Genomic DNA, 21,542 nt, shown 5'->3' with positions numbered 1-21,542 from the left:
AAGCTCCTAGTCCGTTAGTTCTTGTGACGGGTGTAGAAGGGCAGTGCGACGACGTGTGCATCGACAGCGGTCCCTCGGACGTCGATCGACAGGGAGGTGCCGGGTTCGGCGTAGCCGGTGCTTATGTAGGCGAGGGCGATCGAGTGGCCCAGCGTCGGCGACGGGGCTCCGCTAGTGACGTCGCCGACAACGCGGCCACCCTGGTCGCGCACCGGGTATCCGGCGCGGGGGGCCCGGCGGGTGTCAGCTATGAGCCCGATGAGCTGCTGGTCGACGCCGGACTCTCGACGCGCCTCGAGCGCGTGTCGGCCCACGAAGTCGCTGTCCTTCGCGAAGGCGATGACGCGTCCGAGCCCGGCTTCGAACGGCGTCCGGTCGCGGCTGAGCTCTTGCCCATATAGGGGCATTCCGGCCTCCAGCCGGAGCGTGTCTCGGCTCGCGAGCCCGGCGGGAATGAGTCCGTGCGGTTCACCGGCGTCGGTGAGCGCCTCCCACAGGTTTACGGCGTTGCCGGGGCGGCAATAGACCTCAAATCCGTCCTCGCCCGTGTATCCGGTTCTGGCCAGCAGCACTGCGGTACCGGCGAGTGTCCCTCTGTGGATCGAGTAGTACTTCAGGTCCTCTAGGTGCACCTCGGTCAGGCCGGAGATGATGTCGACTGAGGCGGGACCTTGGACCGCGACGAGCGCCCAGTCGTCGCGAGCATCGCGGATTTCGGCGTCCAACCCGTGGGCCCGGCTTCGAAACTCGGCGAGCACGGTCTCGCTGTTAGCGGCGTTGGCGACGACCATGAAGTGCTCGTCGGCGAGGCGGTAGACGACAAGGTCGTCGAGGATGCCGCCGGCCTCGTCGCACATCATCGAGTACTTCGCCTTGCCGACTGCGACAGCCGAGAGGTTGCCGACCAACGCGCGGTCGAGGGCGCGGCCAGCGTCGGTGCCCTCGATCTCGATCTCGCCCATGTGGCACAGGTCGAAGATCCCCGCGGCCTGGCGGACCGCGTAGTGCTCAGCGATGTCGGAGGTGTAACGAACCGGCATGTGCCACCCGCCGAAGTCGGTGAAGGACGCACCGAGGCATTCATGGACGGCGTGTAACGGAGTGATCTTGGACATGCTGTCGCCTCAGTTCTCGAATGCGGTGGGGTCGGGGCAGGAGCAAACCAGGTGGCGGTCGCCGTGGGCTTGGTCGACTCGACCGACACTGGGCCAGTACTTGCTCCGGGTGATGCCGGTCGGATACGCGCCCTCGGCGCGGCTGTAGGGCCGGCTCCAGTCACCGGCGAGCGCGGCGGCTGTGTGGGGGGAGTGCCTCAGCGGGCTGTCCTCGACTCGCCATCTGCCAGCGGCGATGTCGTCGATCTCTCGGCGGATGGCGGTCATGGCGTCGATGAACCGATCGATCTCGCGCAGACCCTCACTTTCAGTCGGCTCGATCATGAGGGTTCCGGCGACAGGGAAACTGACCGTCGGTGCGTGGAAGCCGTAGTCAGCGAGGCGCTTGGCGACGTCTTCGACGGTGACGCCGGTCGACGCCGTCAGGGGACGTAGGTCGAGGATGCACTCGTGGGCCACCAGGCGCTTGGCACCGGTGTATAGGACAGGGAAGCAGCCAGACAGGCGCGTGGCGACGTAGTTGGCGGCCAGGACGGCGACCATCGTGGCTCGAGTCAGACCCTCGGAGCCCATCATCCGTATGTAGGCCCACGGGATCGGCAGAATGCCGGCTGATCCGTAGGGTGCGGCGCTGACCGCACCGACTCCGTGACGACGATGTGGGTCGGGATGGCTTGGGTGTGTCGGCAAGTAGGGCACCAGGTGGGCAGCGACCGCGACCGGGCCGACGCCCGGCCCCCCGCCGCCGTGGGGGATGCAGAACGTCTTGTGCAGGTTGAGGTGGGAGACGTCGCCGCCGAACTCGCCGGGCTTGGCTACGCCGAGCAGCGCGTTGAGGTTCGCGCCGTCCACATAGACCTGGCCGCCGTGGTGATGGACCAGTTCGCAGAGACGGGTGATGCCTTCCTCGTACACGCCGTGGGTCGACGGGTAGGTGACCATGACAGCGGCGAGCCGGTCCGAATGCGTCTCGCACTTCGCCTCCAGATCACCCATGTCAATGGTGCCGTCGTCGTTGGAGGCGACGACGACCACCCGCATGCCAGCGAGGACCGCGGACGCCGCGTTGGTTCCGTGGGCACTGGCGGGGATCAGGCACACGTCGCGGTCAGGCTGCTCTTGGTCGCGATGGTAGGCGCGGATGGCGAGCAGTCCAGCCAGCTCGCCCTGGGACCCGGCATTCGGCTGGATGGAAACGGCCGCGTAGCCGGTGATCTCGGCCAGCCAGCTCTCAAGCTGACGAACGAGCTCCGCGTAGCCCAGGGCGTCCTCGGCGGGCGCGAACGGGTGGAGGTCGGCGAAACCCGACAGGGACACCGGCTCCATCTCAGTGGAGGCGTTCAGCTTCATGGTGCACGAGCCGAGGGGAATCATCCCGCGGTCCAGAGCGAAGTCGCGGTCCGCAAGCTCTCGCAGGTACCGCAGCATCGTGGTCTCGGACCGATGCTGCGAGAATACCGGGTGCGTCAGGAAAGTTGAGGTTCGCCTCAGTGCCGGCGGAATCGTAGAGCGCAGGTCGGGTGTGACCTCCGTCAGCTCAACGGCGTCCTCGCCAAAGGAAGCCAGGATCCGTTTGAGGTGCTCCGGTGTGGTCGTCTCAGAGCAGCTGATCCCGACGTGCTCGTCATCGACTAGGCGGAGCAGGATGCCGTCGGTATGGGCGTTAGCGACGATCTCGGCCGCTCGCCCGGGTGTGTAGACAACGATCGTGTCGAAGAACGCTTCGTTGATGACGGAGTAGCCGCGGCGGCGCAGCGCCGCCGCGACTCTCAGGGCGTACCGATGGATCCGCTCCGCGATGGCGGTGAGTCCTTCGGGGCCGTGGTACACGGCGTACAGGGAGGCGACCACGGCGAGCAGTACCTGCGCGGTGCAGATGTTGGAGGTGGCCCGGTCCCGTCTGATGTGCTGTTCGCGGGTCTGCAGCGCGAGGCGGTAGGCCGGCTGGGCGTGCGCGTCGATCGAGACACCGACAAGCCGGCCGGGCAGGTGTCGTTCGAGGCCGTCACGGATGGCGATGTACCCGGCGTGCGGCCCGCCGTAGAATAGGGGCACGCCGAACCGCTGGGTCGACCCGACGGCTATGTCGGCGCCGAGGTCTCCGGGGGGTGACAGCAGGGTCAGAGCCAGCAGGTCCGCGGCGATAGTGACGAGGGCTCCGCTGCGGTGGGCTTGGCGGATGGCGGAGGAGAAGTTTCGCACCTCGCCAGAGCATCCCGGGTACGACACGACGACTCCGAAGTAGTCGACGTCTGGCAGTGCCGAATCGGCGTCGAATAGCGCCACCTCGATCCCGAGCGCGGCCGCGCGAGTCTGGGCGACGGCAATGGACTGGGGGAACAGGTCGGCGTCGACAAGCACGCGGTTCGAGGACGACGCCACCGCGCGCCGCATCACCATGATCGCCTCGGCGACCGCCGTCCCTTCGTCGAGCAGCGAGGCGTTCGAGGTGGGCAGACCGGTCAGGTCGCCGACCATCGTCTGGAAGTTGAGCAACGCCTCCAATCGGCCCTGACTGATCTCTGGCTGGTACGGGGTGTATGCGGTGTACCAGGCCGGACTTTCCAGCACGTTGCGGCGGATGACGGAAGGGGTGCTCGTGGGGTAGTAGCCGAGTCCAATCATCGGGACCGTGACATTGTTCGCGGCGCTGAGGGCGCGAAGCTCGTCCGCGGCTTCCGGCTCTGTGGCGGCTGGGGGAAGTCGGAGTCCCGCCGTTCGGATGCCTTCCGGCACTGCGACGTCGATCAGGTCCTCTAGGCTCCCGTAGCCGACTTCCTTCAGCATGCAGGCGACGTCGTCGGCGCTTGGCCCGATGTGGCGGCGAGCAAAGATGTCGCGTGAGTCCGACGGCGGGCTCTGGTCAGGCATTGGGCTCCCGGTTCTTGAGGGCGCCGCATGTATGCGGCGACTATTGAGCGAGTGCTTCCCCCTCTGTCACTGGGACCTGAGAGCTTCACCACCGAGCGTCGGCGGCTTGCACCGTGGGCGCAGGCCCGGAGCCTGTCTTTCCAGAGTTGCCTCATCAACGCGGTACAGGGGCCTGAGAGATTGTGGGGACAGTTGCTCCTACGGCGGCCCTCCCGATCGGAGGGCACTCTCCCGCGGTGATTGGTAGCGGCGGTATTGAGTTGAGGATGCCTTGGGCGGCTGCGCTTGTCAGGCAAAACCGGCCGTCGCAGATGCCCGCGGTCAGTCGTCGTCGTCCCATAAGAACGTCACGTGGCGGTCGACTGGCTCTCGCGTCGTGGCATTGGAGGCGATGGGATGCTGAGCGTCTTCGTATCCAAGCGAGATGCCGCAGACGATGGTTCGGTGGGTGGGGATCGCCAGACATTCCCGCACGGCTGGGTGGAAGTCCAGGAACGATGCCTGCGCACACGTGGACAGGCCGCGGCTGCGGGCGCTGAGCAGAATCGTCTGGATGTAGGCGCCCGCGTCGATTAGAGCGCTCAACCGTGGGTTCCTTGCAACAGTAACGATCAAGCCGACCGGGGCGGCGAAGAAGTCATAGTTGCGCCGGTGGTAGAACTCGCGATCATCCACGTCCGCGAGGCTCAATCCGAGAGCTCGTCCGTAGAGTCCCTCACCGAAGCTCTCGCGGCGCTCCTTGTACGGCTCCTCCCACCCATCAGGGCCGGGCTGGTAGTCGAACTCACGCACCGTCCTACCGATCGTGTCGTAGTAACGCAGCACGCTGTCCGTCAGTGCCCGCTTGTGCCGACCGGTCAAGACGTAGGTATGCCAGGGTTGCACGTTCGAGTTGCTGGGCGCGCGGGCGGCCAACTCAAGGACGTCCCGGACAGTCCGTCGCGGGACCTGGACGTCAGCGTATGAGCGCACACTGCGTCGACCCCTTACGATCGCGTCGAAGGCTTCGATCGCGGGCAGAGCGAGCAGAGGCCGGGCCACGTCCTCGGGCGCGGTCGAGCTCACTCGGCCGGGGGCGTGATGTCGTAGGAGATCCGACCCGCCGGGAGGTAGAAGAGGGCGATGATGGCGCCGCCGCGCACCTCCGGGTAGTGGTGGCTCGCCGGATCCGGCGCCGTCCAGCCGCCCCCGCACCAGCCACGAGGGCCGGCGAGCTCGGCACCTTCATTCAACGGGACGACCATATTCAGTTCGCCATAGGGATGCTGGTGGTACTGCCCGCGGTACGGCTCGACGCTGTCCATGTACACCGCCGTGATGCTGAAGTAGTTCAACTCCTCACAGGGCTCGGCGAGCCGGCTGCGCCTGTATCGCGGGCCGTCGACCTCGATGTTCGCCGCCCACCCGTCTCGGACACCGTCCTTTACGAGACCCGCGACGCGCTCATAGAACTCCGAGCCAGGACCGTAGGCGTCATTCAGCCACTTCTCCAGGTCCTCCCCCGCTGTGCGGTTCTTCAGCTCGTTCAGGAACGGGATGCTGGCGTCGATCAGATCCTGCGGTGTGCTCATCGTGCGGTCCTCCTGTGGCTACGGGGCGGCGAGCGTCATCAAGATAGAGAGTAACATTACAGGCAGTAGTTGTAAATAAATTGTCGGAGGATGATGGGATACTTGGGCCATGACCCGTACCGCGCGCGCTAAGTCCGCCCCGGCCGTCGGGCCCGGACGGCCTCGAGACACCGACCTCGACACAGCGATCATCCACGCGACCCGCCAGCGGCTGGCGGAACAGGGCTACTCCCAGATCAGCTTGAGCGAGATCGCCGCAGCGGCGGGAACGACTCGGCCGTCGTTGTACCGCCGATGGCCGACAAAGTTGGATCTGGTCGTTGCTGCGCTCGAGTGGGGGTTCCGCGCCCAAACCGACTCCTATCCGACTGAGGCGATCAGTGAGTTGGAGCCGCGAGAGGCATTCATCGAAGCCATTCGCCGCCTTGATCCTGCCTACTTCAACGCGGACGCGATGCTCCTGATGGGCAATTTCATGGGTGAGGCTCGCCGGACTCCCGAGCTGCTCGATGTGGTTCGTGAACGCGCGGTCAATCCACGCCTCGCCCAGCTGGAGGCTGTCCTGCTGAAGCTGCGAGAGGACGGTCGCATTCGCGCCGATACGGACGTGCGCACCGTGGCCACCCTGTGCTTCGGCGCCTACTTCGCCACGTTCTTGCGTGAGGATGCGGACCATCGAGCTATCGCAGAGCGCGTGTGCGACACACTGTGGCCATCGATGGTCGCTGACGGCTAGCTGATGAGCCTTGACCTGGGCTGATTCCCTCGAATCACTGCTCACACGGCCTCGGCGTGGGGGGTGTCAACATGTGAGCACGTGCAGCGCAGCGCTGCATGAACGACGTTGACACCGACGAGCGCAGTCTGACCGTGGGCCGTCGAGGGATGACCTGACTCGACGCAGGGACGTCGAGCCTTCTCCGATCAGTGAGGAGGACGGCCATGTCGATTCTTCAGGCGGCACTTGAGCAGGCGACTTTGGTGATCGCAGTGACCGCGCGCCAGGCCGGCGACTCCACTATGCTCGGGCCGGCGTTGACCCACCTGGCTCCCATCGGCTCGGCGCGGGACGGTAAAGTGCCGCCCCGACGCCCCGATCGGCGACATGGCCTACGCCTCGCGCGGCGAGCGGGCCGCGCTGCGCGCCAAGCACATCAAGGCCCTGATCCCGCAGCCCGCCGACCAAATCGGCCACCGCCTGCGCTGCGGCTCGGCCGGCGGCCGGCCACCGGCTTTCGAGTCGATCGCCTACCGCGGCCGTAATGTTTTCGAGCGCCCGTTTAACGAAACAAGCAATGGCGCGGACTGTCCAGTCGCAACGATAGTCTCGTCGTCGTCTACTCCGCTCAGTGATGATCTGGCTACGCCAAGGGGAGACGCGCCCGGACTAGCCGGAATCTTCACCGACGGCTTCAGCCCGCAACCCCACCCGGCGCGAGGCGACACCGCGGAATCCACGAGGCGATGCCGTCAAGCATGTCGTCTAGCGCCTGAGCGCTCTCCGGACTGGGGCAGAAACTCGGCCCGGCGTCGCCAGCAACGATGCGACTGCTGACGAGCGGAACCACCACAGCCTCAGGAACGACCACAGCCCGAACCGAGGAGAGCACCGGTCGCAAGGCAGCCGCAGCCCTCGTTCCGCCAGAGATCCCGCCATAGCTGACGAGGCCGATCGGCTTGTCGGCCCACTCGTGAAAGAGGTGGTCGATGGCGTTCTTGAGCGCAGCGTTGAAGCTGTGGTTGTACTCGGGAAAGACGAAGACATGTGCGTTCGCGCGCTCGATCCGGCGGCTGAAGGCCCAGGTCTCCTCATGCTCATACTGCTGCAGCCGTGGGTGCCTCGGCTCGTCGTACAGCGGAAGATCGACCTCCGCCAGGTCGAGGCGCTCGACCGCGAAGTCTCCTCGTATTCCTGCGCGACTCGCCACCCACTCAGCAACGTGGTGACCAACCCGGTTCCGCCTGGTACTTCCGGTGATCACTTGAACCACTGGTTTCTGGCTGGACATCTCATACTCCTTTCCACATAGCATTACACGACTGTATTGTAATGCTATGTGGAAGCCGTGGTCCCACCGTCCCGCGCTGTGGACAGTTGCCTCCGGGATCGCCACCTTCCTGGCCTTCAGTCAGCTGTTCACCCTGACGCTGATCTTCAGCTCCCTCTGGCTGTCGAGGTGCGGCGGTCAAGCGGGTCCCAGCTCGCTGATGGCGTCAGCGGCCTTAATACTTCTCCCACGGTTGGCTGGAAGCGTCATCTGGGGCGATCGGGCCGACCGCTACGGGCCGCTCACGGCGCTACGAACGTGTTTAGCGTTCAGCGCCGCTACTTCAGCCGTTGTCAGCCTCGTTGCGGTTCGGCCACCCGGTACTCCGGGCGGCACGGGGATCTACGGCGCGCTCGTCGGCTTGTCGGCGTTCACAGCTGGCGGGATGTGGCCAATCTCGGCGGTGCTCTGTGCGAGTAGCGCTTCGGCGCAGCGTCGCGGTCGCGCTGGGCTCTCGCCACAGTTAGGAGTGCTCGCTGCAGTCATCACCGCCGCATGTTTCGGCCTCTTAGTCTTCCGCAGTCCCCCCCTGGTCAGCGTCAACGCGTGGATAGCGACATCCCATGCTGCTTTGGCAGTCGCCATGTTCGGCGTTCGGCGGACCGCCGGACAAGCACAGCGCATGCGTCAATCAACGACTCGGGCGGATCCCATGGAGAGCCGACCACATCGTGCGACCTTGCACATCTCGCGGCGAAGCTGGCGGCGACTCCTGCTAGCCGGCGCAGCCCTGTCGACCACCTTTGCTGTGTTCGGTATGGCGACGGCCCCGGTTGTGGGGATCGACGCACGCGCCGATCAACTCGAAGACCCTCGTGTCGCCGCAGCTCTCGCCACTTCCATCTGCGCATTGGTCGTGGCTGGCACGATCGCCGCGATCGTTTCTGACGCCCTCCCCCGACAGCTCATTGTCCTGGTCGGCACGTCCCTGACTGCGGGCGCGGCACTTTGCGCAGCCCTCCTGAAGCCGGACGCGTCCCCTGTGACGGTTGCGCTCCTGGCGATTCCGGCAGCACTGCCGTTCGGCTGCGGCGCGGCACTTCTACCCGCGTTGTTCCCCCCTGATCACCGCGCGGTCAGCGTTGGGATCGCCTCGGCGCTGGGCGCTGCCGGCGGAGCCGTGGCATCCGCGGTTGCGACGGCCGCCCCGTCCTCCGGCCCCGGGGGCGCGCCGTCGCCGGTGGTGGTCGCCGTGGTCGGAACCTTCAGCGCCCTGTGCATCGTAGCCGTGATTCGCGACACGGCGCGGGAGTGACCCGGACCCTTCCCTCGGAATGCCGCACGGCCCAGGCGGGGTTCCGCTCCGTCTGGGCCGTGCGACTTGAGTGCGACGCGGTATGGCTAATTGGCACCGAGGTGCACCGACTGGACCCGAAGGTAGCCAGCGAGGCCCTCCGGGCCGAGCTCTCGACCCAGCCCACTCGCCTTCCAGCCTCCAAAGGAGATCGCAGGATCTGGAACGTAGCCGTTGACGCCGACCGCGCCTGCCTCGAGCCGTGCAGCAACGTTCTCGCCGAGCTCGGCGTCCTCGGTCCAGACAGTGCCGCACAGGCCGAAAGGCGTGTCGTTGGCCAGCCGGACTGCCTCGGCTACGTCGGCGTAGGGCGTGACCGTTAACACCGGCCCGAAGATCTCGGTCCGCGCGATGGTCGAGCCGTTGTCGACATCGGCAATCACCGTGGGTTCGACAAACCACCCTGCGCCGAAGCTGTCCCCCGAGCCGCCGCCGACGACAACGCGGCCACCCTCCTCGACCCCTGTCGCGATCAAGGCTTTGACTCGATCACGCTGTCGACGCGACACGAGCGGACCGACTTGGGTCTCGGGGCGCGACGGATCTCCGACGTTCAGCGCACCGACGAACTCTGCGATGGAGCCAACCAATTCGTCGTACCGCGATCGCGGGACCAGCAGTCGTGTCGTCGCGTAGCAGGTCTGCCCGTTGTTCAGGAGCGCGACGCCGAACAGGTCCCACCAACGGTGGGACATGTCCACATCTTCGAGGAAGACCGCCGCAGACTTGCCCCCCAACTCGGTGGTCACCGGCCGAAGAAGCCTCCCACAGCGCTCTGCGATCGCCCGCCCGACCTCTGTCGATCCAGTGAAGGAAACCTTGTCAACGCCCGGGTGGCTGACCAGCGCCTCGCCGACCTCCGGACCGCCTGGCAAGATGCCGATTATCCCGGCCGGGATTCCTGCTTCGTCGATTGCGTCCGCCAGGATCATGCTGTCGAGCGCGGTCTCGGGCGACGGCTTCAAGATGATGCTGCACCCGGCCGCCAGCGCCGGAGCGAGCTTGGTAAAGGCAAGAGTCTGGGGGAAGTTCCAGGGAACGATGCCGGCCACAACGCCAACTGGAACCTCGCGAACCCGAGCCGTCCCGCCGTGCCGGCCCGCCCGCAGCGGCGCGAAGTCCTTCTCACGGATCAGGTCGGCGTAGAAGCCCAACGCGGCAGCAGGCATCCCTGCTTCGAGTTGGCTCGCAAGCTGGATGGGCATGCCGTTCTGCGCGGTGACCGTGGCGGCGATACGATCCGCGCGAGCCGTGAAGGCTTTGGCAAGCGCCTCGAGCTTGTCCGCACGCTCGGCAGCCGGCCATGACGGCCACCCGCCAGCATCATCGACGGCGCGCCTTGCATGACCGACAGCCGCGTCGACGTCGTCGACGGAGGCAGCGCTCGTCGAACCGACGAGTTCCAGGGTTGCGGCGTTGCGCGCAACGATCGTCGCGTCTCTAGCGGGGCGTCGCCAGCTGCCGCCGTAGTACAAGCCTCGCGGCTCTAGAACTTCCACCTTCGACCTCTCCTCCGGTTTCCGTTACAGACCGTTTCTGTAACGCATTTCGTCCGAGACGAAGCGCTGCGGTGCAGCGCTGGCTAGACGAGCTGCGCCTTCCGCTCGGCGACCTCGTCTCGAAGTCGATCCAGCACTTCGCCGAGCATGCGGTCCGGCGAGATCTCCTCCTTCGTCGCGCCGACGTGAAGGGCGGCAACCACCGTGCCGTCCCAGCGCGCAACGGGGACGGCGATCGAGTGCTTGCCGGCTTCAATGTCGTCCGCCACGTAGCTAAAGCCGTCGCTTCGTACGGCGGCTACATCGGACTGCGTCAAGCCGCCGGCGTCGTCGATGTACGGCGCCGCCTCGTCGTCTGGAAGGTGCGCTATCAAGACCTTGCCCAGGGACGAAACCCTAGCCGGCGTCCGGAACCCGATTCCGGTTCCGATGGCGATCAGGTGGTTCGGCACAAACCGCGCCACGATGAGTGCGTCGTCACGATCCAGGACTGCCACTGAGCACGCGGCGTCAAACAGGGAGCCGATGCGATCGCACGCCGGTTGAAGCACCGAGGTGACGGGGTTCGACCCCAGGTAGCGCCCCGTCAGCGACATCACCTTGGGGGTGAGCTCATATGAACGTCCGTCATTGCGGAGGTAACCAAGGAACTCCAGAGTGAGGATCGCGCGGCGGACAGTGGCTCTCGAGACGCCGATGATCTTGGCCACCTCTGCCTGCGTCAGGCGGTCGCGATCAGAGCTGAAGGCCTCGAGTACGGCGAGACCCCTTGCAAGAGCCTCCGAAAAGTCGGCCGGGTTGGCCCCTTCGGGAAGCGCCCGGGCTCGGCGAGCCAGCTCGTCCTCTGGTGCGAGTCGACCCATCAGCTCCAGTCCTCTCTCTCCCGAGGATTTCGGGACAACGTGCGGCGCATCAGTATGGCGGTACGGTCAGCCATCGGCCCGGTGGCCTCACAGTTCCTTGGACCGTCGGTACACGGTTTGGGGTCGAGTTGCCGCGTCGAAGGAGGCGGTGCCTCCCGTGGCTCCCATTCCGCTCGATCGGGTGGGTTCGTAGACCATGATCTCCCCGCGGCCCTGCCACTGGTTCAGCCACAGGAGGGCGACGGGCAGCTGGGCAGCTGACTGCAGATGAGCCTCGGTGTTGGAGTACACCGTCGCGCCCAAGCCGTACTCGCTCTCAGCGGCCTTGCGCAGTCCCTCTTCAAATGAAGCGACGGTCTCGATCGCGACGACGGGGCCGAATGTTTCCTCCTGCATCAGTCGCATCGATCCGTCCACTCCGGTGACCACCGTGGCGGGCAGGTTGTTTCCCGGACCGTCAGGAACAGTCCCGCCACGCACCACGCGTGCGCCGCGAGTGGCCGCGTCCTGCAGTTGGTCTACCACCAGCTCTCGCTGTCGCACGGAGGCAAGGGGCCCGAGGGCAGGCATCTCCGTGCCTCCTTCATCGGCTCTCCACGCCTCGGTAGCCGCGACCACCGCATCGGTGAAGTCGGCCGCGATGTCGGAGTGCACGTAGATCCGCTCCATCGACGTGCAGATCTGGCCAGTGTTCAGCAGTGAGCCGAACGCCACCTCTGCGGCGACGCTGGCCACGTCGACGTCTCTGTCCACGACGACCGCGTCCTTCCCCCCGAGCTCGAGCGTCGCGCGCGTTAACTTGCGAGCCGCGGCGAGAGCAACGGATCGTCCGGACCGGACAGACCCAGTGAAGGTGACGAGCTGTACCTCGCGGTGAGCGCAGAGGATCTCGCCCGTTGTGCCGTCCCCGTTGACGACATTCATCACGCCTGGCGGCAGGGTCGAAATCGATGCGAGGAGCGCGATCGACATGGGGCACAGCTCGGAGGGCTTGAGGACCAGCGCATTGCCGCTGAGCAGAAGCGGACCGCACTGTTCGAGTACGGAGAGGACAGGAGAGTTCCAGGGCGTGATCAGTGCCGCGACGCCCAAGGGTCGCCGCTCGAGACGGCTCGAGCCGGTTGCGTCTTCATCATGCGCAGTGAACCCATAGGTTTCGGCAAGTGCGCACGCCGACCTGAGCGCTTCGATTCCTTGCACAATCAGCATCCGGCCCAACGCGAGGGGTTGGCCCATCTCGAGCCGCTGCAGCGCGGCCAGCTCGTCGGTCCGCGATTCAACCGATGAGGCGAAGTCCTGGACGTGACGAATGCGGTCAGATAGGTGGAGTCGCCCCCAGCTCACCTGGCTTTCGACGGCCGATTCCACGGCGGCATCCACCACCGAAGAGTCTCCGATCGGAAGCCGTCCGACGACGGTGCCGTCATGCGGGGAGAGGACCGGGCGCGTCGCGACCCCATTCGGGATCTCGGATCTGCCGGACACCCAGTTGGCGATCGTGCTCTGCTCCATTGTCTTCGACCCAGCCCTCAACTTAGCCGGTCCGCGAGATACTCGCCCACCATGACCGCCGCGAGGTGAGTGTTGGCCCGCGGCACGAACGGGAGCACCGACGCGTCGGCAACCATCACGCCTTGGAAGCCGTGGAGCCGACCGTCGCTCGCAACTACGGCGCGCGGATCGTCAGCTCGACCGATGCGGCATGTGCTGGTGGGATGCTGCGCGTCGGCTGCGGTGGCAAGCAGGAACTCGTCCAGCCGCCGGTCGTCCTCGATGGCGTTGAACAACTCATCGTTGAGCCCGCGCAGATCGCCAGCCGAGATCGCTGACACCGCATCAGACTCGCACAGGTCAGCGACAAGGCGGATCCCGTGCCTAAAGCGCGCCAGGTCCCGTTCGTCGTCAAGCATGCGCTGGCGGACGAAGGGCTGCGTCATCGGGTTGTCAGATACCACCGATACCGATCCTTCGGAGTACACACGGTTGACCCACACCCCGATCGCGCCGGCGCCAAATCGAACATCGGCGCGCTCCATAGCGAGCACGTTCTGATTTCCCGACATGATGAGCATGTCGTTGAACACGGCGCCCGGGCCCTCACTGGTGTAGCGGACCGTGACGTTGGTGTGACGGCCGTCGACGGAGGTAACGGCAGACTCCTCGGTAAGCGGCACGCGCACGAAGACGACCGGGTGATCCTGGAGGCCCTGCCCCACGGGGAGGTCAGCCCGAATCTCGATGCCTGCGTTCTCGAGCACATCAACCGGGCCGATGCCGCTGCGCTGAAGGATCGCCGGGGAGTGGATGGCACCAGCGGACAGGACCGTCAGGTCGGCGCGGAACTCCGCCGTCTCGCCGTGAACGACAGCGGTGACGCCAGTGACACGGTCGCCGTCGATGATTAATCGGTCAACGACGACGCCGCCCCTGACCTCGAGGTTTTGGTGCCCGCGCATCGGCTCGAGGTACGCATCGTTGGTGGTAACCCGGCGGCCACCCCGACTGTTGATCGGATAGCGCGAGACTCCCGTCGCCCCTGGCGCGTTTACGTCATCCTCCCAACCGAAACCGGCGTCGAGCGCGGCCGCATGAAGCGCTCGGTCGACCGCACCCCATTGCGAGGGGGCCGTGCGGAAGATCGGGATCGGCCCGCCCGCACCGTGATAGTCCTGAGCCCCATAATCGTTGTCGTCTTCCAGCTTCGCGAAGTACGGCAGGACGTCGTCGCGTCCCCAACCGTCGGCACCCATCTCGACGTAGTCGTCGAAGTCTTCCATCGGCGGGCGAATCGCAATCTGGCCATTGACCGACGAGCTTCCGCCGACGCCACGGCCGCGCCAATACAGCTGAGCTGGCTGACGTTCCGTGCGGGTAGCCATCAGGTCGCGCCAGACGAAGCTCTTGGTCGCGTCGGGATCGAGCAACGCGCGAAGCGGGTTAGGCGAGCGCCAGACCTCCGGCATCTCGCCCGATCGGTAGTCGGGGCCTCCCTCGAGCAGGAGCACCCGGCGGCCAGCCGCCGCGGCGCGAGCCGCGAGAGCTGCCCCAGCGGACCCCGCACCCACGACGAGCAAGTCCCAATTGTTCTTCGTCATACCTTCACTCCTCTGCTCGATGTACGAGTAGCGGCTGCGCGCCGCGATCTGGTCGACGCTTTGGCCTTCGCCGCCGCGATCACGTGTGTGATGTCAGCCGGGCTCGTGTCGAAGGAGCACACCAGGCGGCATCGTCCGCGCTCCTCGTCGTAGACATAGAAGTCGGCGACCTCTGCCATGGCCGCTCGAATCTGGGGGCTCAAGTCCACGAACAGCATGTTTGCCTCGACCGGAAAGGCAAGGCGCGCCCCGTTCAGCGCGGAGAGGCCATCGGCGAGCTGGCGGGCTGCCCGGTTCGCATGCTCGGCGTTGTGCTTCCACAGGCCCGACTGCAGGTAGGTCTGGAACTGCGCCGCGATGAAGCGTTGCTTCGATGCGAGCTGTCCCGCTTGCTTGCGAACGTGACGGATCCTCGATTCCGGGACGCGCGCTCGGGAAGCGGCGACGACGACGGCTTCGCCGACCAGCAGTCCATTCTTGGTCCCGCCTAGGGTCAGGACGTCGACCCCGGCGCCGATGCTGATCTCGCGCAGTGACGTCCCGTGATGCGCCGCGGCGTTGGCCAGTCGCGCCCCGTCCATATGGACCATGAGGCCTCTTGCGTGCGCCCAGTCGGTCAGCGCCTGGACCTCGGCCGCACTGTAGACGCGCCCTGTCTCGGTCGCGTTCGTGATCGTCAGTACTGACGGCAGAACCTGGTGCTCGCCTCGGACGAACTGCTTCATGGCGCTGTCGAGCGCCGGCACGGTGAGCTTCGCGTCGTCGGTTGCGACCGGGACGAGCGTGGTTCCAGCAAACCTTGAAAGCGCACCGGCCTCGTCGGTGAGCACGTGGCTGGCTGCCGAGCAGAGGACCGCCTCGTGGGAGCCAGTCAGCAACGACGAGATGGCCACGACGTTCGCGCCGGTGCCTCCGAATGTGAAGTACACGCGTGCACCTCGTCCGAACTCGACGGCAAAAGCCTTCGCGGCTGCGGTTGTCCATGTGTCCGAGCCGTATGCGGGGGCCGGCCCGTCGTTCACGGTCTCGAGGGCCGCCATCAGGTCGGCGTGCGCTGGGGACCAGTTGTCGCTCGCCAGCGCGATTCGGTCGGAAGATTTCACCAGTCGTCACCACCGGGCGGCGTAAGCCAGGCGCGGGCTGCCGACGTCAGCGCGTCAACGCCGGTGGCCAACGTCAGGCGCGGGGTGGGCGCGAACTGGGGCGAGTGATTGGTTGGTAGCTGATCGATCGTCCCGGCGTCGCTAGCCCGCCGGTACTCGAGCGGGTCGACGCCACCGAGTGCCCAGAACACGTAAGGAGCCCCGGACTCTCGTCCGAACTCAGGGAAGTCCTCACTTCCCATGATCGGCTCGATCTCTCGTACTGCTGAGGAGCCGAACACCGAGCGATGGGCTGCCACGACGCGGTCGGTCGCGACGGGATCGTTCACGGTCGGCTTGAACCCGAAGAGCTCTCGGAACTCGGGTGGCTTCGGCGAACCCGAGGCCGTGCACTCCGCCTCCACAATTCGGCGCAGCGAGCCGGTGACTCTGGCTGCGACCGACTCGTCGAAGGTTCGAGCACTGACAGTCATGTCCGCGAAGTCCGGAACGATGTTGCCGGCCACTCCGGCGTGGAACTGACCGACCGTCAGCACGACCCGGTCGGCGGGAGAGACCTCGCGCGAGACGATGGTCTGCAGACGGGTCACGATCGACGCAGCGAGCACGACCGGGTCCACGACCGCCTGCGGCTGCGAGCCGTGCCCGCCCCGGCCGTGCACGCGGATGTCGAATGCGTCGGACGCAGCAAGAATCGGTCCGGAGCGATGACCGACGGTACCTGCCTCGTACGGGAAGACGTGTTGACCGAAAATTACGTCCGGGCAACCGACGAGGTCGAACAGGCCGTCGTCGATCATCGCTCGGGCCCCGCCGGCCCCTTCCTCTGCGGGCTGGAAGAGTGCAACGAGAGTGCCGCTCCATGAGCTTCGATCGCGGGAGAGCTCCTCTGCCGCACCGACAAGGCACGCCATGTGCACGTCATGACCGCACGCGTGCATCAGCGGAATCTCGATGCCATCCTCGCCGCGCGCGGACTCCTGGCTCGCATAGGGAAGGCCCGTCTCCTCCTTCACCGGAAGTGCGTCCATGTCAGCACGGACGACAACGACTGGACCCGGGCCATTCGAGAGAACGCCGACAACGCCCGTTCGTCCCACACCCGTCGTGACCTCGAAGCCGGCAGCTTCTATGCGCTCGGCCACGACCGCAGCGGTCCGGACCTCTTGATACGCCATCTCCGGATGAGCATGAAGGTCTCGATACAGCAGCTCGATGTTGTCGAGGCGGGTCTGATCCATAGTCGTCCCAACTAGTTCGTTTATCGCACGGGCGTGCGTCAGTCTGAACAGTAGGCCCCATTCTGCCGAACTTGCAACCCTGAAGCCCTTGCGCTCTCGGAAAATGTGGGCCTAATCTCTCTTGTCATCGCACTATCGTGCGATAATCGAACAGGAGGAGCTATGGATTCAACCGTCCTGACGCCAGCTGAGCATCGAAGCGGCCAAGTCACTCGAGGACTCCTCACCATGTCCGGTATCGGCATGTGGGAGCGCTTCTCGTTCTATGGGACGCAAGTCGTCCTCCTGTACTACCTCTACTTCAGCGTCGAGGAGGGCGGCCTCGGCCTTCAGCCAGCAGAGGCCGTGGCGATCGTGGGCACGTACGGCGCCCTGGTGTACTGCTTCACGATCGTCGGCGCCTGGGTGTCCGATCGCCTTCTCGGTCCCGAACGGACAGTCTTCGTCAGCGCGATCGGCATTATGCTCGGCCACCTCGCGCTCGCTGTTCTGCCCGGCACGGCCGGACTCATCGTCGGTCTCGGCCTTCTGGTGATCGGCACCGGCGGAACGATCAGCAACATGCCGTCTTCGGTCGGCCTCCTCTACGAGAACGACGACAAGCGTCGCGATGCCGGTTTCATGCTCTTCTACATGGGCCTCAACATCGGCGCGCTCGGCGGCCCGTTGCTCACGGGTCTCCTTCGCAAGGAGATGGGCTTCCACGTCGCGTTCGGCGCCGCGGCCGTGGGAATGGCCATCGGCCTCATCGTCTACACCGTCGGACGAAACAGCCTCAGCCCTGAAGGTCTGCGCGTACCGAACCCCCTGCCGCGCGGCAACGCAATGTCGCGACTCCTCGCGGTCGCAGGACTCGCGGCACTGGTAGTAATCGCGGTGGTCTCCCATCGCCTCACGCCCACGAACCTGCCGAACGTCACAGCGGTTGCTGTGGCTGTCATCAGCGCCGGAGTCTTCGCCACGATGTTGCGCAGCCCGAAGACCACGACCGCCGAGCGTCGCAGAGTGACGGCCCTGATCCCGCTCTACCTCGCTAGCGCGCTGTTCTTCGCGCTCTATCAGCAGCAGTTCACAGTTGTCCAGGTCTACGTCGCATCGCGCGTAGACCTCGAACTCTTGGGTATGACCCTGCCGCCGGAGTTCTTCAACTCGGTCGTCCCAGCTTTCGTGATCATCCTCGCGCCGCTCTACGCACGCTGGTGGACGATGGACGAGACCCGCCAGCCGTCGGCGCCGACGAAGTTCCTGCTCGGGCTCATTGGTATCAGCGTCGCCTTCTTCTGCTTCCTGCCCCTCGCCGACCAGCACGGGCCGACGGTCTCGCCCCTGGCCATTCTGGGCATCCTGTTCCTCTTCACAATCTCGGAGCTCTTCGTCGCGCCGGTCCAACTCTCGACGGCCACGAAACTCGCACCGATCCACTACCAGACGCAAACCGTCGGACTGATGTTCCTGTCGATCGCGTTCGGATCATCGCTCGGCGGCATCGCAGGCAAGTCCTACTCACCTACGAACGAGACCGACTACTTTCTCACTGTCGGAGCCCTCGCATTCCTTGGGGCACTCGTATTCGCTGCTTCGATCCCTTGGATCAAGAGAACCATTGCGGAGAACAGCGGGCGCTGAGCAAGACCCTCAACTGCACCGCGCCCACGCACCTGGGCACCCGTCGTCCGACTCGGCGAATCGCGGGCGCCCAGGTGTTAGCCAAGATCATGCGAACTTCTAAAGAGCGGCCTCGATGGCCTTGTTGGTGTAGTAGAGCTGCTTCTCCAGCGCGTGGAGCACCGTCTGGACCTTGTAGGTCGCGTCTCCGATGCACCACAGCGCTCGGCCCTTGTCCTGCATCGCCCACCCGGAGACGAGGTCCCGGGCGATCGGGCCGAAGCCGAGCATGGAGTCGAGCTCGCGGGCGACGCGCGGCTTCTGGCCCCCGAGGATCTTGATGTCGGCCAGCTCGAGGAGGTCCTTGGCGATCATCGCGGCCTGGGAGTCGGCGTCGCCGACCGAGAGCAGGTCGGATGGCTTGTGGAGGTTGGCGAACTGGATGTCGCCGCCCTTGCCCGCCATGCCGCGGGAGAGCCGCAGGTCGGCGTCGAAGCTCATCACCGCGGAGACGCCCAGGCGCATCTGCTTCCAGACCTCGTCGCGCACGACGATGCGCAGGTCACCCGGTTCCGCGATCTCCCGCAGGCCGCGGCCCCAGGAGTTCATGCACAGCAGCGCGATGCCCACGGCCTCGTCACCGAGGCCGTCGAGCCGGGAGAGGCTGAACGACTGGATCGGGGCGCGCCAGTCGACCTCGATGTTGGTGAAGTCGTCGAAGAGGCCGGCCAGGGTGCCGGTGACCAGCTCGCCGAGCGCGTTGCGCAGCAGCCGGGTCTCGTCGAGGAACTGGCGGGTGTTCCCGTACTCACACGCCCAGACGAGGTCCTCGGTGGGGTTGCGCAGCAGGTCCCACAGCCGCGGAATGGTGGTCTCATTCAGGACGGTGTTGCCGACGGCGTAACCGGTGAGGATCGCCAGGGCGTTGCGGACGACGTCGCTCTCGTCTGGGCCGAACGGCACCCGGTGCTCGTCGTCGATCTTCATGCTGCCGACCAGGCCGCGGACCAGGACCAGCCACCGCTTGAAGATGATCGTCGTGCGCCGCTGCGCCTCCTCCGCCGAGAGGTTCTCCCAGCCGAGCCCCAGCGGGCCCATGGCCAGCGGGTTGATCCGGGTGGGCAGGCCGGGGCCGATCACGAACGGCTCGACACCGAGCGCGCGGCACAGCGACTCGTACTCGTCCTTGGGGTCGCCCAGGACCAGGGTCCGGTAGCCGAAGGGCATCATCCGGGTGCAGAACGCCTTGGTGGTGCCGGACTTGCCGGTGCCCGGCTTGGCGAACTGGAAGATGTTCGGGTTGGTGGCCGGCACGTCGTCGCGCAGCACCCAGCCGAACGGGTCGCAGTAGAAGCTGCCGCCGGAGAGCTGGTCGACGCCCATCTGTGCCCCGGTCGGGGGCAGGGCAGGTGCGGAGACGAACGGCCAGAACACCGGCGCCTGGTCGCTCGTCATCCGCCAGGCCTGCGCCGGGGCCTTCGCGGCCGCCCAGCCGCGGCCGCGACGAGCGGTCCCGCGGCGCGGGGCGTACTTGAAGATCCGGGACTCCTTCGCCTCCGGAGACGGAGCGGGGATCAGGGGCAGGTCGTGACCGAAGTCCGACAGCAGGGCGGCCATGTCGCGGCCGCCACGTCGGTTGCGGCGCGTGGTGGTGGTCATCAGGCGTCTCCGCTCCGGGTCAGGCTCGTGCCGAGCGGGATGGTCGAGGCGGCGAACCCGGCGTCCTGGGCCAGGTCGAGGCGCAGCGGCGCGAACCCAGCGCGGCGGACCGAAGCGTCCAGTCGGCGGCCGAACTCGGTGATCCGCAGCGTCTCGGGGACGGTGACCGTGCACACCGCGTAGGGCCGGCTGAGCGAGTTGCCTCGGGCTAGCTTCGCGTCCAGGCCGCGGGCCTTGTGGGCCTCGTCGCGCTGCTTGGCGCGGGTCTTGCGGCCGAGCTTCTCGTTCATGCCCTCGGCCAGGTCGGCGGCCCACTCGGCGTTGCCGGACTGCCGGTCCGCCTTGGACTGGGACACGATCGGGTAGGCGACCACGAACGAGCGCCGTTCCCCGGACTCGCTCGGCGTCAGGATCGGCGCCAGGGCGCCCATCGCGACCCCGCGGGTGGGCAGCTTGATGGTCGCGCTGACCGAGTTCCAGGCGTCGTGGCTGTAGTGCCGCACCGTCGCGTCGGCACCCGACGGGCCGGCCATCGCCCAGGGGACGTCGGCGTTCACGCCCGGGTCCTTCTCGCGCATGGCCAGGGCCTCGACGATGCCGGCCCGGTCGCCGGGAGCGAACCCGGTCCGGCAGGCCAGGGCGAGCTCCGGTGAGGTGAGCCAGCGGACCGAGGTCATCCCGAGCGGGCCGCGCAGCTGGGCCTCGATCTCGGCCATCAGCAGGTAGAGCTCGCGGCAGCGTCCCTCGAAGCCGCCGCCGGACTCCTTGGCCGACCGGGCGATCCGGGTCTCGGGGACGACGATGGTCACGAACGTCTCGGTGCGCACCGACGCCTGGGTGAGGCCGTGGGCCAGGTCGCTGTTGACGACCTCGGACAGCTCTGGGGCGTTGCCGCGGCGGTGCTTGCTGACCCACAGGTCGCGCTCGGCGCCGTCCTCGGGGACGGTGCGGACCATGAAGAGGATCTCGTCGACCTTCTCGGTGCGGCCGGCGACGTCGAGCAGGCCGGCCAGCGCCTCGCCGTAGCGGTTGCGCTCCTCGGTGTCCTTCATGCCGATGCCCGGATGCACGATCGCGGCGGTGACTGCCCACGTCTTGGTCGCGTGGTCCTGGATGACCGCGACGCGCTGCAGCTGCGAGCCGTGCGGCGGGCCGTCGTGGATCTGGATCCCCTGCAGCACGCCGGGCAGGTCGGGGGTGTCGAGGTCCTCGCCGCGGCCCTGGGTGGCCTTGGCCCTAAACGAGGTCCAGCCGAGCAGCCCGCCGACGGCGTACGCCGTCGAGGCGAACACCCAGCCGGTGGCCGAGCGGCCCCGGACCGGCACCACGGTGATGGCCAGCAGGAACAGCCAGACCAGGGCGAACAGGAACGCGGAGAACCAGGCTCCGCGGCTGATCGCCCAGAACGCCGGCAGGCTGGCCACCGCCAGGAACATCAGCTGGCCTCCGGAGAGGCCGAAGAACCAGCCGATGCGGTCGCGCTGGTAGTCGGCGTAGACGGTCATCGTCGGCTTCCTTCCGGGTCAATGAGGTCGGGGTTGGTCGTCAGGGGCTCGAGGTGGAGTGGGCGGCGCATCG

At 66.5% G+C, this 21,542-nt stretch carries 16 protein-coding genes and 1 riboswitch; of the genes, 3 read left to right on the top strand and 13 right to left on the bottom strand.

Features of this window, described 5'->3' with window-relative positions; translation table 11 throughout:
• Positions 1–14: 14 nt before the first annotated feature.
• From gcvT to pnbB, 4 genes are all read right to left on the bottom strand, one after another.
• Positions 15–1,115 (bottom strand): glycine cleavage system aminomethyltransferase GcvT, encoded by a 1,101-nt coding sequence (gene gcvT, locus KM427_RS00705; RefSeq protein ID WP_215525893.1) that lies wholly within the window; start codon positions 1,113–1,115, stop codon positions 15–17.
• 9 nt (positions 1,116–1,124) lie between these two features.
• A complete protein-coding gene (gcvP, locus tag KM427_RS00700; RefSeq protein ID WP_215525892.1) occupies positions 1,125–3,986 on the bottom strand; it encodes an aminomethyl-transferring glycine dehydrogenase in 2,862 nt (953 codons plus the stop codon).
• Positions 3,987–4,136: 150 nt separating this feature from the next.
• A riboswitch (glycine riboswitch) is annotated at positions 4,137–4,230 on the bottom strand.
• Between the two features lie 77 nt (positions 4,231–4,307).
• Positions 4,308–5,051, bottom strand: coding sequence for a 4-nitrobenzoate reductase PnbA (pnbA, locus tag KM427_RS00695; RefSeq protein WP_215525891.1), 744 nt, complete (start codon positions 5,049–5,051; stop codon positions 4,308–4,310).
• Positions 5,048–5,557, bottom strand: coding sequence for a 4-hydroxylaminobenzoate lyase PnbB (gene pnbB / locus KM427_RS00690; RefSeq protein WP_215525890.1), 510 nt, complete (start codon positions 5,555–5,557; stop codon positions 5,048–5,050). Before pnbB ends, pnbA begins: the two co-directional genes overlap by 4 nt.
• A 109-nt stretch (positions 5,558–5,666) precedes the next feature.
• Here pnbB and pnbX point away from each other — a divergent pair, with 109 nt between their 5' ends.
• Positions 5,667–6,293 carry an HTH-type transcriptional repressor PnbX gene (gene pnbX / locus KM427_RS00685; RefSeq protein ID WP_215525889.1) on the top strand — a complete coding sequence of 209 codons (627 nt, stop codon included), beginning with the start codon at positions 5,667–5,669 and terminating at the stop codon, positions 6,291–6,293.
• Positions 6,294–6,969: 676 nt separating this feature from the next.
• Here pnbX and KM427_RS00680 read toward each other — a convergent pair.
• Entirely contained in the window at positions 6,970–7,566 is a 597-nt protein-coding gene (locus tag KM427_RS00680; RefSeq protein WP_215525888.1) for an NADPH-dependent FMN reductase, read from the bottom strand.
• A 46-nt stretch (positions 7,567–7,612) separates the two neighbouring features.
• Here KM427_RS00680 and KM427_RS00675 point away from each other — a divergent pair, with 46 nt between their 5' ends.
• Positions 7,613–8,860 (top strand): MFS transporter, encoded by a 1,248-nt coding sequence (locus tag KM427_RS00675; RefSeq protein WP_215525887.1) that lies wholly within the window; start codon positions 7,613–7,615, stop codon positions 8,858–8,860.
• A gap of 86 nt (positions 8,861–8,946) precedes the next feature.
• On the opposite strand, the gene KM427_RS00670 is transcribed toward KM427_RS00675, so the two are convergent.
• From KM427_RS00670 to KM427_RS00645, 6 genes are all read right to left on the bottom strand, one after another.
• On the bottom strand, positions 8,947–10,374 hold the full coding sequence (locus KM427_RS00670; protein ID WP_215525886.1) for an aldehyde dehydrogenase: 1,428 nt from the start codon (positions 10,372–10,374) through the stop codon (positions 8,947–8,949).
• 107 nt (positions 10,375–10,481) lie between these two features.
• Positions 10,482–11,261: an IclR family transcriptional regulator domain-containing protein gene (locus KM427_RS00665; protein WP_215525885.1), complete on the bottom strand. Its 780-nt coding sequence runs from the start codon at positions 11,259–11,261 to the stop codon at positions 10,482–10,484.
• A gap of 87 nt (positions 11,262–11,348) precedes the next feature.
• Positions 11,349–12,773, bottom strand: coding sequence for an aldehyde dehydrogenase family protein (locus tag KM427_RS00660; RefSeq protein ID WP_215525884.1), 1,425 nt, complete (start codon positions 12,771–12,773; stop codon positions 11,349–11,351).
• 17 nt (positions 12,774–12,790) lie between these two features.
• Positions 12,791–14,356, bottom strand: a complete 1,566-nt coding sequence (locus KM427_RS00655) for a GMC family oxidoreductase (protein WP_215525883.1) — start codon at positions 14,354–14,356, stop codon at positions 12,791–12,793.
• The gene (locus KM427_RS00650; protein ID WP_215525882.1) at positions 14,353–15,459 is read right to left on the bottom strand and encodes a threonine aldolase family protein; all 1,107 of its coding nucleotides are present in this window, start codon (positions 15,457–15,459) and stop codon (positions 14,353–14,355) included. Before KM427_RS00650 ends, KM427_RS00655 begins: the two co-directional genes overlap by 4 nt.
• On the bottom strand, positions 15,456–16,700 hold the full coding sequence (locus tag KM427_RS00645; protein ID WP_215525881.1) for an amidohydrolase: 1,245 nt from the start codon (positions 16,698–16,700) through the stop codon (positions 15,456–15,458). The genes KM427_RS00650 and KM427_RS00645 overlap by 4 nt, the downstream gene beginning before the upstream one ends.
• Before the next feature lie 228 nt (positions 16,701–16,928).
• On the opposite strand from KM427_RS00645, the gene KM427_RS00640 reads away from it, so the two are divergent.
• On the top strand, positions 16,929–18,326 hold the full coding sequence (locus tag KM427_RS00640; RefSeq protein WP_215525880.1) for a peptide MFS transporter: 1,398 nt from the start codon (positions 16,929–16,931) through the stop codon (positions 18,324–18,326).
• A 99-nt stretch (positions 18,327–18,425) separates the two neighbouring features.
• Here KM427_RS00640 and KM427_RS00635 read toward each other — a convergent pair whose 3' ends face one another.
• The gene (locus tag KM427_RS00635; protein ID WP_215525879.1) at positions 18,426–19,964 is read right to left on the bottom strand and encodes a putative type IV secretion/conjugal transfer ATPase; all 1,539 of its coding nucleotides are present in this window, start codon (positions 19,962–19,964) and stop codon (positions 18,426–18,428) included.
• Positions 19,964–21,469, bottom strand: coding sequence for an SCO6880 family protein (locus KM427_RS00630; RefSeq protein WP_215525878.1), 1,506 nt, complete (start codon positions 21,467–21,469; stop codon positions 19,964–19,966). Before KM427_RS00630 ends, KM427_RS00635 begins: the two co-directional genes overlap by 1 nt.
• Between the last annotated feature and the right edge of the window lie 73 nt (positions 21,470–21,542).

It is taken from the genome of Nocardioides sp. LMS-CY (assembly GCF_018732145.1).
Classification (GTDB): domain Bacteria; phylum Actinomycetota; class Actinomycetes; order Propionibacteriales; family Nocardioidaceae; genus Nocardioides; species Nocardioides soli.
The sequence above is the reverse complement of the archived record's forward strand: the minus strand, read 5'-3'. Positions and strand labels throughout refer to the sequence as shown.